The organism is Marinospirillum sp., from assembly GCF_014859565.1.
In genome coordinates this window covers 1-15,061 of the sequence record NZ_JACUUA010000071.1, presented here as the reverse complement: position 1 = coordinate 15,061, position 15,061 = coordinate 1, and the positions used below count along the sequence as shown (strand labels likewise).

Sequence of the window (15,061 nt, the reverse complement as noted above, 5' to 3'; positions counted from 1 at the left end):
ACCTGACCCTGGCTTGCCATCCTTGCAATCAAGCCAAAGATAACCTGCCGATTGAGGTGTTTCTCCAGCAGGACAAAGGCCTGAAAAAACGCCTGAAGAAGAATGGCAAGTCGGCGGATAAGCAGTTAGAGCGTGTGCTGAAACAATGCAAAATACCGCTGAAAGATGCCGCTGCGGTGAACGCTACCCGCTGGGCGCTATTCAATGCCTTAAAGGAAACCGGCCTATCGGTCAAAACCGGCACCGGCGGCCAAACAAAATTCAATCGCAGCCAGCTTGGTATTCCAAAGACTCATGCGCTGGATGCCTCCTGTGTTGGCGTAGTGGACTCACTGGCCGACTGGCAGTGCCCCACGTTAGAGATAAAAGCCACAGGGCGAGGCAGCTACCAGCGCACCCGACTGGATCGCTTTGGCTTCCCGCGTGGGTACCTGATGCGCGAGAAAAGCATTCACGGCTTCAAAACCGGTGATCTGGTGAAAGCCGAGGTTGCCACCGGCAAGAAAGCTGGCGTGCATGTGGGTCGAGTAGCCATCAGGAAAAGCGGCAGTTTTAACATCCAGATGCCTGATCAGATTATTCAGGGCATCGGCTGGAAATACTGTCGAATCATTCAACGCGGTGATGGCTATGGCTATCACCAGATTTCAACCCAAAACTAAAGGAGGAGCGAGAACAACATAGGAGAACAAGGCCTCTGCCGATGCCGCGCTCTTCCTCCCCGCACTAAAAGTACGGGGTTTCTCGCGCAAAATCTGATGAATAATCCAGATTCAGGAATGCGTCAGACCCTTGCGCTGGCTGGTGTATTTCAGGCCGCGCAACTGGTGCACGAGGTTGCCCAGCGTGGTTTGGTCGATCAACAGGTTTTTGAGACCAGCATTCAATCCATCCTGATCACCGATCCGGAAAATACTGAAGACATCTACGGTGGTGACTTTTTTAACCTGCGTGCCGGTGCCCGTGCACTTCGTAAAATCCTTACCAAAGATACGGACGTACATCCCAATGTCCTGCGTTATGCCATGGCGTTGCTGGTGTTACAAACCAAACTGGCAAAAAACCCGGCCATGCTGACAGCCATTGGTCAGCGACTGGATGCCATCAAATCCCAGGCACAACATTTTTCACCCACCCATGAAAACGTACTGGCTGCACTGGCTGGGTTGTATCAGGACACCCTCAGCACCCTGTCGTTTCGGGTGCAGGTTCATGGTGATCCCAATGTTTTGCAACAACAGGGTAATGCCGATAAAATTCGCGCCCTGCTGCTGGCCGGTATTCGCTCCGCAATGCTCTGGTCACAATCCGGCGGCAAACGCTGGAAGTTATTGTTCTCTCGTAAAAGAATCCTGCAAGATCTTGATTCATTAGGTTTTTAAATTATCTGGCTTTTCATCCATCCTTTATTCATACCCTCAATTTTCTGGAACCGCTCATGTCCCTTGACCAACTTTCCGCACTAACCGCCCTGTCCCCCGTTGATGGCCGCTACGGCAGCAAAACGGCCAGCCTGCGTGAACACTTTTCTGAATACGGGCTGATCCGTGCACGGGTGGAAGTCGAAGTGCGCTGGTTGCAGCGTCTGGCAGAACATCCAGAAATCAGTGAAGTGCCTGCACTTTCAGCTGCGGCCAACCAGTTATTGAATGATCTGGTGACCAACTTTTCTGTGGCCGATGCTGAAGCGGTCAAAACCCATGAGCGGGTGACCAACCACGATGTAAAAGCCGTAGAGTACTTCATCAAGGATCGTATTGAAGTGTTACCAGAACTGGCTGGCATCAGTGAGTTTGTCCACTTTGCCTGCACCAGTGAAGACATCAACAACCTGTCGCATGGCCTGATGTTAAAAGGTGGGTTGGAGCAGGTGTTACTGCCCGAAATGCGTGCTGTTGCTAATGCCATCCGTGATCTGGCGCATAAAAATGCCGAAGTGCCCTTGCTGTCACGCACCCACGGCCAGACTGCCAGCCCGTCAACTCTGGGCAAAGAAATGGCTAACGTGGTGTATCGTCTGGAGCGCCAGATCCGTCAGGTGGAAGCCGTGGAGCTGCTGGGCAAAATCAACGGTGCAGTGGGCAACTACAACGCTCACCTGAGTGCTTATCCCAGGATTGACTGGCAGGCCAATGCCGAGGTGTTTGTGAAAAGCCTGGGACTGAACTGGAACCCCTACACCACCCAGATTGAACCTCACGACTACATTGCTGAGTTGTTTGATGCCCTTGCCCGTTTTAACACCATCCTGATCGACTTTGATCGGGATGTGTGGGGTTACATTTCACTGGGTTATTTCAAGCAAAAAACCGTGGCCGGTGAAATTGGTTCTTCCACCATGCCGCACAAGGTTAACCCCATCGACTTTGAAAACTCCGAGGGTAATCTAGGTATTGCCAACGCCCTGTTTGACCATCTAGCCGCCAAACTGCCCATTTCTCGCTGGCAGCGGGATCTGACGGATTCCACCGTGCTGCGTAATCTGGGTGTCGGCCTGGGTCACAGTCTGATTGCTTATCAGGCCAGCCTGAAGGGTATTTCCAAACTGGAAACCAATCCTGCTCGTATGGCCGCAGATCTGGATGCAGCCTGGGAAGTGTTGGCTGAACCCATCCAGACCGTGATGCGCCGTTACGCCATTGAAAAACCCTACGAAAAACTCAAAGAGTTGACCCGTGGCAAGAGCATCACTCAACAGGGCATGATTGAGTTCATTGACTCCCTGGCGATTCCTGATGAAGCCAAAAATGAGTTAAAAGCCCTGACCCCAGCCAATTACATCGGCAATGCTATTGCTCAGGCGAAGGCCATCTGACATGACTACATCCCTCTCAATTCTGGGTTCCATCAGCCGTGAAGACTTTCTGCGCGATTACTGGCAGAAAAAACCCCTGCTGATTCGTCAGGCCCTGCCCGGTTTTATACCCCCACTGGATATTGATGAATTGGCCGGTCTGGCGCTGGAAGAAACAGTAGAATCCAGAATTGTGATGGAGCAGGGATCGGATGGTCCCTGGCAGGCCTTTAACGGCCCATTCGAAGAAAGTTTTTTTGAAACCCTGCCGGAAGAAAACTGGACGCTGTTGGTACAGGCGGTGGATCATTTATTACCTGAAGTTGGCGCTGTGTTGCAGCACTTTGACTTCCTGCCACGTTGGCGGATGGATGATGTGATGATCAGTTATGCACCGATCGGCGGCAGTGTTGGCCCGCATATTGACTATTATGATGTTTTTTTACTCCAGGCATCCGGCCAGCGCCGCTGGCGACTGGGGCAATTTTGTGATGAATCCACCCCATTACTGCCAAATACACGCCTGAAAATCCTGACGGACTTCCAAGCCAATCCAGAACAGGACTGGGTGCTGGAGCCGGGTGATCTATTGTATTTACCACCTCAGCTGGCGCACTGGGGCACATCACTAAGTGAGGATTGCACCACCTGGTCGGTGGGTTTCCGTGCCTTGAGTGCCGAAGAAGCCCTTTGTGGTGCCGCTGATTTTATTGGTGAACGCTTGAGAGAAGACCAGCGTTACACCGATGCCGATCTAACCCTGCCGCGCCATACCGCAGAAATTGATGATGCTGCTCTGGAGCGCCTGCAAAAGCTGTTGCAACAGGTGATCAACAGCCCTGCTGCACTGAGTGAATGGTTTGGTCGTGCCATGACACAAACCAAATACGCAGACCAGTTGATTCCTCAGGATACAGACTGGACAACAGCCACTCTCAACGAGCTGATTGAATACGCTGAAGCAACAGAAAACCTGCTGGCCGTCAGTGAAGGCAGTCGTCTGGCCTTCCGCTCTGCAGCAGAAGGTCAGTGGTTATTTGCTGACGGTGAAGCCTGGTTCTACTCTGCATCTCTACAACCTTGGATTGAAGATCTGTGCCGACGGTTCACCTTTGACACACAATTCATTAAACTAGCTTTACATAACTCCGAGTCCGCAACATTACTGCTGCATCTGATCAATCAGGGCAGTATCTACCTGCTGGACGAGGATGCTGGAGACGAACAACCCTTGCATTAAAACACCAGCAGCAGTCAAACCTAACCCAGCACTCAGGATGACGCAGTATGAGCACAAGTGATACCAGCCAGAATAAAGGACTACGCCTAAGTGCCCGTCAGGGTGGCTGGGATCAGCTTGGGGATGACAGCAAGCGGGTGCGTCAGAAGGTCTTCATTGAAGAACAGCAAATTCCGTCCGACGAAGAGTGGGATGCGGAAGATGCACTCAGTGAACACTTCCTGCTGCTGCTGAATGACCGACCAGTTGCTACTGCCCGCCTGACCAGCCAGGGCAGTATTGGACGGCTGGCAGTATTAAAAGCCGTGCGTGGTAAGGGTTTGGGTAAAAAAATCATGCAGCGAGTGCTGGAACACTGCCGTCGCTCAGGTTTAAAAAGAGTGACACTGAATGCCCAGATCTCAGCCCTGAGTTTTTATCTGAAACTGGGATTCAAGGTAGCGGGTGAAGAGTACATGGAAGTCAGTATTCCTCACTTGCCCATGGAGATGCAGCTGGGTAATGATCTCCAGCAAGACAGTGAAGTGACCGAAGAAGAGTTACTTGATGCACTAGAGAATACTCAGCAACTTCGTATTCATGGACACCAGCAACTGCAGCTCTGTATCCGAGTATTAATTCAGCAGGCAAGACGCAGTTTTGCGCTGGAAACACCAGCTTATATGGATAAATGGTTTGATGAAGCAGCCCTTAATCCCCTGCTGGCGCTGGGTAGAAGGCACCAGCACAGCAAGGTGCAATGGCTGCTGGGCGAGACTCGCCAGTTTTCTCGTCAAGGCGGTGCACTGTTAAAACTTCATCAACGTGCACCCAGTCATATTGAAATCCGTCAGTCACACCCCCTCTACCGACCTGCACAACAGGCTTTTATGCTGATTGATGAACGCCACTTATTGTGGTGGCCTCACCATCAGGAACTCTGTGCCGAGCTGTATACTGCAGAACATCGGGAAGCTTACCGTATTGCACAGGTCTTTAAATTAAACTGGCAAAAGTCAGAAACGGTAAAATCACTGCAAACCCAGAGTTTGTAGTTTTATTATCCGTGTAGTCATATTACAACCAAAATCCCCCGACTAATGCCTATTTGTATATCAATCCTTGCTGGGGCATGATGCACCGCACCAAACGCTTGGCAACCACACAAGTTAAGCGTGGCGGCCAATAAACCAGCAGTTGTTTTGTAGAGGAAAAAGCATGTCAACTTACCAGAAAGACATTGATACAGTCGCAACACTGAAGGCAAAGAACGGTTCTGCCTGGGATGCGATCAACCCTGAATACGTTGCACGTATGCGTGCTCAGAACAAATTCAAGACCGGTCTGGATATTGCGCGTTACACCGCTGGCATCATGCGCCGCGACATGGCTGAGTTCGACAAGGACAAAACCAAATACACCCAGTCACTGGGTTGCTGGCACGGTTTTGTCGGCCAGCAGAAGCTGATTTCCATCAAGAAGCATTTTGGCACTACCGAGCGCAAGTACCTCTACCTGTCTGGCTGGATGGTTGCAGCCCTGCGTTCTGAGTTCGGTCCACTGCCAGACCAGTCCATGCACGAAAAAACTGTGGTTGCTGATCTGGTTGAAGAGCTCTACAAATTCCTGCGCCAGGCAGATGCCCGTGAGCTGGGCGGCCTGTTCCGCGAGTTGGACAAAGCCCGTGAAGCGGGTGATGCCGCTAAAGAAGCTGAAATTCAAAATCAAATCAACAACCACCAGACCCACGTAGTGCCAATTATTGCCGACATTGATGCCGGTTTTGGGAACGCAGAAGCCACCTACCTGCTGGCCAAGAAAATGATCGAAGCCGGCGCTTGCTGCCTGCAGATCGAAAACCAGGTCGCTGACGAAAAGCAGTGTGGTCACCAGGACGGTAAAGTCACCGTTCCTCACAATGACTTCCACGCCAAACTGCGTGCCCTGCGTTACGCTTTCCTGGAGCTGGGTGTTGATGATGGTGTGATTGTTGCCCGTACCGACTCTGAAGGTGCCGGTCTGACCAAAGAAATCGCTGTTGTACGTGAGCCAGGCGATCAAGGCGACATCTACAACTCCTACCTGGATGTTGAGGTTGTGGCTCCTGAAGACACCAATCCAGGTGATGTTCTGATCAGCCGTGATGGTCAGCTGGTGCGTCCGAAGCGTCTGGCTTCTGGTCTGTATCAGTTCCGTGAAGGCACTGGTCACGAGCGTTGTGTATTTGACTGTGTTGAAGCAATTAATGCCGGTGCTGACCTGCTGTGGATCGAAACAGCTGTTCCGACCGTTCACGAAATCCGCGATATGATGAACGAAGTGCGTAAAGTACATCCAGACGCAAAACTGGTTTACAACAACTCACCTTCTTTCAACTGGACGCTGAACTTCCGTCAGCAGGTGTTTGATACCTGGGTTGAGCAGGGCAAAGATGTTGCTGCCTATGACCGTGCTGATCTGATGAATGCCAAGTACGATGCTACCGAACTGTCTGCAGAAGCGGATGCGCGTGTACGTACTTTCCAGGCGGATTGTTCACGTGAAGCCAACGTGTTCCACCACCTGATTACACTGCCGACTTACCACACTACTGCCCTGTCTGTAGACAACCTGGCAAAAGAGTACTTCGGTGAAGCCGGTATGCTGGGCTACGTCGAAGGCGTACAGCGTAAAGAAATCCGTCAGGGTATCGCCTGTGTGAAACACCAGAACATGTCCGGTTCCGACATTGGTGATGATCACAAGGAATACTACGCGGGTGAAGCCGCTCTAAAAGCCGGTGGTGCCAAAAACACCTCCAACCAGTTCGGCTAAGCTGACAAGGGACGTGCTCTGACTCATCCTGGTATGCGGTCAGAGCCATCCTGATAAAAAGGCAGGGCAATCAGGCTTAATTGATGCCCAGTAGCTTGAGCAGATAGTCCTTGTCCCAACCTGCTTTAGCTCGCTTTGTTTTTACACTCACCTTGGCGCTCAACAATCTGCCCGGCAATCTCCTTCTGGCAGCCCATGGCGTCAATGGTCACGATGGCACCCTCCAGATTCAGCAGCTTTAACAGCTTTAACAGCTTTAACAGCTTTAACAGCTTGGGAATCGCCGTGATTTCATTTGATTTGGCACCCACCATTAAGCCCAATTGCCCTGATAGGTGCCTTGCTTTGTATGGCTTCCCACTTCAGGATCAGGGATAATACCCGGCTCACTGACTGGAAGGATTTTTTTAATGTGGTTTAAAGCCTTACGCATTTATCAGGCACGCACGCAACAGCCCTGGAACAGCGAGTCTCTGGAAAAAGCCCTTGCCATCAAACCCTTCCGTTCCTGCACCAGTCAGGAAGAAAGCACGGCTGGCTGGGTTTCTCCATCCGCCGGCAAACTGCTGGTACACAGCCAGGGTGATCACTGGCTGCTGAAGCTGAAAATCGAAGAAAAAATCCTGCCATCCAGCGTAGTTCGTGAACAACTGCAAGAGCAGGTGGATGCACTGGAAGCCGCAGAAAACCGCCGCATTGGTCGCAAGGAACGCCAGAACCTGGCGGATGAAATGCGCCTGACCCTGCTACCCAAGGCCTTTACCCGCTCGCGTTATCTGTGGGTGTGGCTGGATGGCAACAACAACCGCATCATGATGGACACCACCACCGACAAACAGGCCGAACTGGCATTAAACCTGTTGCGTGAAGGGCTGGGTAGCCTGCCGGTGGTGCCATTGAATACCCAGTTGAATCCGGTACAGGTGATGACCCAGTGGGTGGAAAACCAACCCCCCAAAGATTTTGAGCTGCTGGACAGTTGTGAACTGCGTGATGCAGAAGACGACAAAGCGGTGATGCGCTGCAAGGGTCAGGATCTGAGCAGTGATGAAATTCAGCAACTGTTACAGGCCGGAAAACGCATCACCCAGTTACGCCTTAGCTGGCAAGAGCAGCTAAGCTTCACCCTGACCGACAGCCTGATGATCAAAACCCTGAGTTTTGCTGATCAACTGCTGGAAGAAGCCGCTGATGTGAACCCGGATCAGGACCCGCTGATTGCCCTGGATGCCGAATTTATCCTGATGAGCAACACCCTGAGCGCCCTGGCCGACCGGCTGGTGGAGGTTCACGAAGGGCTCAGCGACAACCTGCAACAAGACCAACAAAAACCCTGAGGTTTGTTTGAGCAATGGAAACCCATTTAATGAATGCCTCGCCTGAGGCTTTTGATGCCATCCGGCCCTACCGAGACGAAGAAGTTCGTGAAGTGCTGGATCGTTTGAGTGGTGATACCGAGCTGCTGAATACACTGCTGCGTTTTAAATTCCCGACCCTGACGGATTCTTTTCTGGCACCTTTGCTGCGTTGGATCATCAGCCGCGCTGTTGCCAAGCGGGTTGCCCGAATCTATTCCATCCGTGATTTGCAGCTGTATGTGGAAGCCTACATGGCGCGTATGATTGCCACCACCACCAAGGGTTTAACCGTGGATGGGCTGGAGCATCTGGAGCGGGATAAAAACTACCTGTTCATCAGCAACCACCGTGACATTGCCATGGATCCGGCGTTTGTGAACTATGCTCTGCATGTCAACGGCATGGACACAGTACGCATTGCCATTGGTGATAACCTGCTGAAAAAAGGCTACGTCAACGATCTGATGCGCCTGAACAAAAGCTTTATTGTGCAGCGCTCCGTCAAGGGTGTACGCCAGATGATGGCGGCCTTTAACCTGCTGTCACAATACATCCATCACAGTTTAAAAGAAGAACACCAGTCGATCTGGATTGCCCAGAAAGAAGGTCGCGCCAAAGATGGCATCGACCGCACTGATCCGGCCATCATTAAAATGTTTTATATGGCCGAGAAAAAAACCGGCAAAAGTTTTGCCGACAGCATCCGTGACCTGAATATTGTGCCGGTGGCCTTAAGTTACGAATACGACCCGCTGGATGTGCAAAAATCCCACGAAATCGTGCAAAAACAGCAGGAAGGCCACTATGCTAAGGGCGAGTTTGAAGACATTAGCAGCATTGCCCAGGGTATTGCCGGATTTAAGGGGCGCGTGCATGTAGCTTTTGGTCAGCCACTGACGGGGGATTTTGCCGATGCAGCTGCCGTGGCAGGAGCCGTGGATGAACAGATCCGTCGCCTGTATCGCCTGTTCCCCAGTAACTATCTGGCACTGGATGCACTCAACGAAACCGGAGACTTTGCCATTCCATCGTTTGATACCAACGTGCGTGCTGCCTTTAATGAACGCCTGGCGGCCTGCCCGGAGGAATATCAGGCACAGTGGCTGGTCATGTATGCCAATCCGGTAAAAAACTATCTGGGTCGGATTAAATAAGGTAAAACCGTATGTCCCGCAATCATGAGACTGAAACCCGAGCCGCTCACAAGGTCACCCTAATCGGCATGGTGGTGAATGCCCTGAATGCCGCCGCCAAAATTTTGGTCGGCTTCTGGGCCAACTCCAATGCCCTGATTGCTGACGGCATTCACTCTCTTTCAGATCTGCTCAGTGATGTGCTGGTACTGGGTGCTACCCACTTTGGTCGCCAGAAGGCTGATAAAGACCATCCCTACGGCCATGATCGTTACGAAACCCTGGCAACCCTGCTGCTGGGTGCCATCCTTATTGCTGTAGCCGGTGCACTGGTGTGGGACAGCATCAACCGGTTACTCAGTCCCGGTGATCTGGTTGTTCCCGGTGCCATAGCACTGCTGGTTGCTGCCCTGTCGATTCTCAGCAAAGAATGGATTTATTACTACACCCTGCGCATCGCCAACAAAATCAACTCCAAACTGCTAAAAGCCAACGCCTGGCACCACCGCACCGACTCCCTTTCATCCATAGTGGTGTTTGTGGCTGTGGGTGGTGCACTGCTGGGTTATGCCTGGTTGGATCAGCTGGCTGCAGTGATTGTTGGCCTGATGGTCGCTAGGGTGGGCATCAAACTCATCTGGGACAGCTTAAAAGAGCTGGTGGATACCGCCCTGCCACCGGAAGAAACACAAAAAATCCGCGCCGTAGCTCAGAGTGTGGATGGTGTCCGGGATGTTCATCACCTGCGCACCCGCACCATGGGTAGTCGCAGCCTGCTGGATATTCACCTGCAAGTGGCTCCGCATGTCAGTGTTTCTGAAGGCCACGAAATTGGGGTCTGGGTGGCGCGGCGTCTGCGTGATGAGTTTGATCATATTTCTGATGTCACCTTCCACATCGACCCGGAAGATGATGCTGAAACCGATAATCCCGATCCGGCAAACATGTTACCTCTGCGCCCCGATGTACTGGCACAGCTGCACCAGCGCTGGGGGGGGGATGAAGATTACGAGCGCCCGCACCACACCACCCTGCATTATCTGGATCTGGGCATTGATGTTGATCTGTTTTACTCTGCTGAACAGGTCAACAGCAACAACATTGAATTGCTGGAACAGCGCCTGCTGAACAGGGCACAGGACCTTCACTGGTTAAGACAAGTCAGAGTCTGGATCGGGAAAAACTCAGTGACACCTGCCACCCAGAACACACACGAGGAAACCCTATGAGATTACTTCATACCATGCTGCGTGTCGGCGACCTGGATCGCTCCCTACAGTTTTACACCCAAGTGATGGGCATGAAACTGCTGCGCACCAGCAAAAATGAAGAATACCGCTACACCCTTGCCTTTGTTGGTTACGGCTCGGAATCCGAACAGGCGGTCATTGAACTGACCCACAACTGGGACACCAGTGAATACGACCTCGGCACTGGTTACGGCCACATCGCCCTAGCCGTGGATGACATCTACAGCACCTGTGACAAACTCCGCGCAGCAGGAGCCAGCATCACCCGCGAACCCGGTCCAGTACTGGGCGGCAGCACCGAAATCGCCTTTGTACAAGACCCGGATGGCTACAAAATCGAACTGATCGCTAGCAAGGGCGCGGGGAAGGGATTGGAAGGGTGACAACAAGCAGGCAAGGATACCATGCAGGAGTAAGCCATGGTGCAACACAGAGGTCGCACGCTTTTCGCATTAAAACTGGTGGCTATGCCCTGACTCGAACAGGGGACCCCATCATTATGAGTGATGTGCTCTAACCAACTGAGCTACATAGCCATTTTTCTTGCAGCTGCTGCCTGAGCAGCAAAAGTGAGCGGAATTCTAGGCTTGACAGCCACTGCTGTCAAGCCTGCTGTTTTGTCCTCAGCAATTTCCGCCTTTGAGATAGATGCTTCAAAAAAACAGTACGTTATGCGCTATCGTGAAAAGAGATATCCCGTAGCCCCTTGATAGGATCGACGACACTGTCGAGGGTAAGCGCTGTCTGTCATTAATGTATGGGGCATCCGAACCCCGGTGGGCTTTTCACGACAAGCCGAGCGGAAACGGCTGGTTGGCGATGCAAGATATGTATGACCTATGGGTGGCTCGCGGCACAGTCAATCTGGTTGGCATTCATCGCTTAGTGCAGGCGTGAATCAGCAGGTCGGTCAGAATCCTTGTTGCTGTTGATTATTTCTGTCAGATCCTGTGCCGAAAAAGAATAGTGAGTATTACAAAAATGGCACTGGGTGCTGATCGCACCTTGTTCCTCCAGAACCTGCTGCAGTTCACTTTCTCCTAGGCTGGCCAGGGCATCAGCAATGCGCTCACGGGAGCAGGTGCAGCCAAAACTAAGCTGGTACGGAGGGAATACACGCAGGGTTTCTTCGTGAAATAATCGGTGCAGCAGCTGATATTGGTCAAGATGCAGCAGTTCTTCGCTGGTGATGGTGCTACACAGTTGGCTGATCCGGTTCCAGGCATCTTTATCCTTATTATGGCTGTCATCCGGTAGTTGTTGCAGTAGTAGTCCGCCTGCAGCCAGGCGATCTGCATCCAGCCAGATGCGTGTTGGCAGCTGTTCAGAGCTGGTGAAGTAGCCTTCCAGGCAAGCGGCCAGGCTGGGCTGATCAAGTGCAACAATGCCCTGATAACGCTGTCCCTGATAGGGGTCGAGAGTGATGACCAGCTGACCACCGTTCAACAGGTCTTGCAGGTTTTGGCCAAGAGGTTCGCCTTTATAACGTGCAATGGCTCGCAGCTGATCACCACCTTGTTTGCCGGTGTTGCATTCAGCCATCAGCAGGCTGACGTCACCTTGCCCACGTGCTTCGAGAGTCAGGGTGCCATCCAATTTTACGGTGGCGGTCAAAAGAGCGGCCGCGGCAAGCATCTGCCCTAGCTGTTGTTCGATGGCTGCCGGGTAGTCGTGGCGCTGTAATACATCCTGATAACTCTGGTGCAGTTGTACCAGTTCACCGCGTACGGCAGTGTGATCAAATAAAAAGCGCTGCACCTGATCCGGTAGCTGGGTGGATTCTTGAGTCATGTTTCAGTTTTCCTGTCGCTTGAAGCGGTGTATCTGTCGGCGTGATTTTTTGTCGGGACGGTGCTCGGGTGCCAGCAGGTTGCTGCCATTCAGACGGCGTTTTTCGCTTTCTGCCTCGCGGCGTTTACAGCTTTCGGATGTTTCACGGTATAACATTTGTGCCTGAGAAGCCGGGCCTCGTTGTGCCGAGAGAGCCAGCACTTCAACCTCTTTAATATCCCAGCCCTGGGTGATTTCAAGCAGTGCGCCGACTTCAACAGGGCGACTGACTTTGGGACGCTGGCCATTATAGCGGACTTTTCCGGTTTCAATGGCGGTTTTGGCGAGGTTGCGGGTCTTGAAAAAACGCGCCGCCCATAACCATTTATCCAACCGAATGTCACTCTCTGACGTTGTGCTGCTCATGGTTTGTTGACCGGTTGTAATTCGGCAAAACGATTTACTGCTGGAAACTCGGTCATCTGGCGTAGTGGACTCTGGCTGTCGGGCTGATTAATGGTGATTAGCTGGGCAATACCAAATTCTCTGGCTGAGGCCAGCACTTCTTCGTTGTCATCAATCAACAGGGTGGTGGCGGGATCAAAAGGCTCTATGTCCATTAAAGCTTGCCAGTAACCCTGTTGTTCCTTGGGAATGCCAACGTCGGCTGAGCTGAAGATCCGGTCGACATATTCATCCAGCCCAGTGAGTGTTAATTTGAGATCCAGACTTTTTCGATCGGCGTTGGTCGCCAGAATCACACGTGGGTGGGCGGTTTTGAGCCACTGCAGAAAATCCAGGGCATCAACACGAAAACCGATCAGGTGTTGAATCTCACGCTTGAGTGCAACGATGTCCACATTAAAGCGTTCGCTCCAGTAATCCAGACTGTACCAATTCAGCTGACCTTTTTCCGCCATGATTTGTGGTATAAGCTCTGTACGAACCTGAGCCTGATCCAGCTTGTGTAACTCGGCATAACGGCGCGGCAGATGTTCCAGCCAGAAATGGCTGTCAAAGTGCAGATCCAGCAGAGTACCATCCATATCCAGCAGCACAGTGTTGATGCGTTTCCAGTCAATCATGCTTGAACCTTTATGAGCAGGCGGGTTACGGCAATTACTGATAAAATGGATCGGGTGAATACCCCTTGCCAGCCCTTGATTATAAAAGATAACTGAATAGTGTAGCAGGAAAGTACCTGCTTCAAGAAGCTGCCATCACCATCGACTGAGGAGTGGTCTTAAATATGCCCGTACGCCCCAGCATACTGCAACGCAAAATAGTGGCAGAAAGTCGCCTGTTCAAGGTTGAAGAGCTGCATCTCCGATTTGATAATGGCGAGTTGCGTACTTATGAGCGGCTGGTCAGTCAGGGGCCGGGTGCGGTCATGGTGGTTGCTGTAAATGATGACAGCGAGGTGGTGCTGATCCGTGAGTATGCCGGTGGCTTCCATGATTATTGCCTGACACTGCCCAAAGGTCTGGTTGAGCCAGGTGAAGATATTCTGGCGGCAGCTAATCGGGAGCTGATGGAAGAAACGGGTTATGGCGCCTCCAGGCTAGAGCCGCTGACCCAGCTTTCACTGGCACCCAACTATATGGGGCACAAGATGCATGTAGTGTTGGCGCGGGATCTATATGCCTGCAAGCTGGAGGGTGATGAGCCTGAGCCGCTGGAGGTTCACCTGCATCCGATGTCTCAATTGAACGAATTGATCAACAGGGATGACTTCCATGAAGGGCGATCAGTTGCTGCGTTGTTTATAACCCGCGAAAGATTATTGCAGGAGCAGGAAGGTGCTTGATCAGCCTGCCAAGTTGGCGCGTGAGCTAGGACGTATCTGTTATGCCGCTGGTGAAGCCATCATGCGTATTTATGTGCGTCCAGAGTTATGGGATGCCAATCACAAGCAGGATGCTTCTCCTGTTACGGCAGCAGACCTTGCAGCTCATAAAATTATCACTGATGCGTTGAATCATCTGGTGCCACGCTTACCAGTGCTGTCAGAAGAGGAAGCAGATATTTCCTGGGCAACACGCAGGCAGTGGGCACGTTACTGGTTGGTGGATCCATTGGATGGAACCAAAGAGTTTCTGGCGCGTAATGGAGAGTTCACAGTCAATATTGCACTGATTGAACACGGGCAGCCGGTGTTTGGTATGGTGCATTTGCCAGTTAGTGGTCTCACTTATTATGGCGGTCGCCGATTTGGCAGTTTCCTCCAACCTCGGCAGGGTGAGTCCAGTGTTATCAAGGTGCGTCCACTGGCCTGGCCTGCTGTGGATCTGGTTGCCAGCCAGCGCCATGGCAATGAACAGCTGCAACCTCTATTACAGGCCTTGCAGGATGCCGGAGCGCAGGTGAATTGTGTGGGGCTGGGTAGCTCACTTAAATTCTGTCGTATCGCGGAAGGTAAAGCAGATTTTTACCCGCGCCTGGCACCTACCAGTGAGTGGGATACCGCAGCGGCTCAGGCCGTGGTGGAGGGTGCCGGAGGTCGAGTGCTGGACTGGACTTTCCGGCCTTTGGTGTATAATCAGCGTTCTGAGCTGGAAAATCCTCATTTTATGGTGGTGGGCGATCTGAATCATCCCTGGCCGGAGTGGCTAGCGCCCTTGGTGACCAAACGACCGCAGGCTTGAAAAGCAGCCTGAGAACCGCATCAACTGCCTGCCGTGTTTGCGTTTGAACTTGGGGTAACGAGCAGGCAGTTTGGGATC

The 15,061-nt window shown here is 52.1% G+C and carries 15 protein-coding genes, 1 tRNA gene and 1 pseudogene; 12 read left to right on the top strand and 5 right to left on the bottom strand.

The genetic code is table 11. From position 1 onward, the window contains the following. The 6 genes and pseudogenes from IBX50_RS10460 to IBX50_RS10435 form a co-directional block, all read left to right on the top strand. Nucleotides 1-662 (top strand): annotated as a pseudogene (locus tag IBX50_RS10460) (HNH endonuclease); the annotation flags it as partial. Between the two features lie 96 nt (nucleotides 663-758). Next, nucleotides 759-1,382, top strand: a complete 624-nt coding sequence (hflD, locus tag IBX50_RS10455; RefSeq protein WP_292255666.1) for a high frequency lysogenization protein HflD — start codon at nucleotides 759-761, stop codon at nucleotides 1,380-1,382. A 56-nt stretch (nucleotides 1,383-1,438) separates the two neighbouring features. Next, complete coding sequence (gene purB / locus IBX50_RS10450) at nucleotides 1,439-2,815, top strand: adenylosuccinate lyase (RefSeq protein ID WP_292255664.1); 1,377 nt, start codon at nucleotides 1,439-1,441, stop codon at nucleotides 2,813-2,815. A 1-nt stretch (nucleotide 2,816) separates the two neighbouring features. Next, on the top strand, nucleotides 2,817-4,034 hold the full coding sequence (locus IBX50_RS10445; protein WP_292255662.1) for a cupin domain-containing protein: 1,218 nt from the start codon (nucleotides 2,817-2,819) through the stop codon (nucleotides 4,032-4,034). A gap of 47 nt (nucleotides 4,035-4,081) precedes the next feature. Then, complete coding sequence (locus IBX50_RS10440; RefSeq protein ID WP_292255660.1) at nucleotides 4,082-5,068, top strand: GNAT family N-acetyltransferase; 987 nt, start codon at nucleotides 4,082-4,084, stop codon at nucleotides 5,066-5,068. Between the two features lie 163 nt (nucleotides 5,069-5,231). Next, nucleotides 5,232-6,827, top strand: coding sequence for an isocitrate lyase (locus tag IBX50_RS10435; protein ID WP_292255659.1), 1,596 nt, complete (start codon nucleotides 5,232-5,234; stop codon nucleotides 6,825-6,827). A 125-nt stretch (nucleotides 6,828-6,952) separates the two neighbouring features. On the opposite strand, the gene IBX50_RS10430 is transcribed toward IBX50_RS10435, so the two are convergent. Then, nucleotides 6,953-7,141, bottom strand: coding sequence for a hypothetical protein (locus IBX50_RS10430; RefSeq protein WP_292255668.1), 189 nt, complete (start codon nucleotides 7,139-7,141; stop codon nucleotides 6,953-6,955). Between the two features lie 96 nt (nucleotides 7,142-7,237). Between IBX50_RS10430 and IBX50_RS10425 the strand changes: the two genes are divergently transcribed. Genes IBX50_RS10425 through gloA form a run of 4 tightly spaced genes read left to right on the top strand, consistent with a single transcriptional unit; the run spans nucleotide 7,238 to nucleotide 10,951 of the window. Next, the gene (locus IBX50_RS10425; RefSeq protein WP_292255657.1) at nucleotides 7,238-8,164 is read left to right on the top strand and encodes a recombination-associated protein RdgC; all 927 of its coding nucleotides are present in this window, start codon (nucleotides 7,238-7,240) and stop codon (nucleotides 8,162-8,164) included. A gap of 14 nt (nucleotides 8,165-8,178) precedes the next feature. After that, complete coding sequence (locus IBX50_RS10420) at nucleotides 8,179-9,339, top strand: 1-acyl-sn-glycerol-3-phosphate acyltransferase (RefSeq protein WP_292255656.1); 1,161 nt, start codon at nucleotides 8,179-8,181, stop codon at nucleotides 9,337-9,339. An 11-nt stretch (nucleotides 9,340-9,350) separates the two neighbouring features. Beyond that, nucleotides 9,351-10,547, top strand: coding sequence for a cation diffusion facilitator family transporter (locus IBX50_RS10415; protein WP_292255655.1), 1,197 nt, complete (start codon nucleotides 9,351-9,353; stop codon nucleotides 10,545-10,547). Beyond that, nucleotides 10,544-10,951: a lactoylglutathione lyase gene (gene gloA, locus IBX50_RS10410; RefSeq protein WP_292255653.1), complete on the top strand. Its 408-nt coding sequence runs from the start codon at nucleotides 10,544-10,546 to the stop codon at nucleotides 10,949-10,951. Before IBX50_RS10415 ends, gloA begins: the two co-directional genes overlap by 4 nt. A 76-nt stretch (nucleotides 10,952-11,027) precedes the next feature. Here the strand turns inward: gloA and IBX50_RS10405 are convergent. The 4 genes from IBX50_RS10405 to yrfG all read right to left on the bottom strand — a co-directional run bounded on the left by IBX50_RS10405 (nucleotide 11,028) and on the right by yrfG (nucleotide 13,423). After that, nucleotides 11,028-11,104 (bottom strand) — tRNA-Met (locus tag IBX50_RS10405). Between the two features lie 346 nt (nucleotides 11,105-11,450). Further along, the gene (gene hslO, locus IBX50_RS10400; RefSeq protein ID WP_292255651.1) at nucleotides 11,451-12,359 is read right to left on the bottom strand and encodes an Hsp33 family molecular chaperone HslO; all 909 of its coding nucleotides are present in this window, start codon (nucleotides 12,357-12,359) and stop codon (nucleotides 11,451-11,453) included. A 3-nt stretch (nucleotides 12,360-12,362) separates the two neighbouring features. Beyond that, nucleotides 12,363-12,764 carry a S4 domain-containing protein gene (locus IBX50_RS10395; RefSeq protein WP_292255650.1) on the bottom strand — a complete coding sequence of 134 codons (402 nt, stop codon included), beginning with the start codon at nucleotides 12,762-12,764 and terminating at the stop codon, nucleotides 12,363-12,365. Continuing rightward, on the bottom strand, nucleotides 12,761-13,423 hold the full coding sequence (gene yrfG, locus IBX50_RS10390; RefSeq protein WP_292255648.1) for a GMP/IMP nucleotidase: 663 nt from the start codon (nucleotides 13,421-13,423) through the stop codon (nucleotides 12,761-12,763). Before yrfG ends, IBX50_RS10395 begins: the two co-directional genes overlap by 4 nt. A 164-nt stretch (nucleotides 13,424-13,587) precedes the next feature. Between yrfG and nudE the strand changes: the two genes are divergently transcribed. Both nudE and cysQ read left to right on the top strand, forming a co-directional pair. Next, nucleotides 13,588-14,145 carry an ADP compounds hydrolase NudE gene (gene nudE / locus IBX50_RS10385; RefSeq protein ID WP_292255646.1) on the top strand — a complete coding sequence of 186 codons (558 nt, stop codon included), beginning with the start codon at nucleotides 13,588-13,590 and terminating at the stop codon, nucleotides 14,143-14,145. Then, nucleotides 14,138-14,983: a 3'(2'),5'-bisphosphate nucleotidase CysQ gene (gene cysQ / locus IBX50_RS10380; protein WP_292255645.1), complete on the top strand. Its 846-nt coding sequence runs from the start codon at nucleotides 14,138-14,140 to the stop codon at nucleotides 14,981-14,983. Before nudE ends, cysQ begins: the two co-directional genes overlap by 8 nt. The last annotated feature ends 78 nt before the right edge of the window (nucleotides 14,984-15,061 follow it).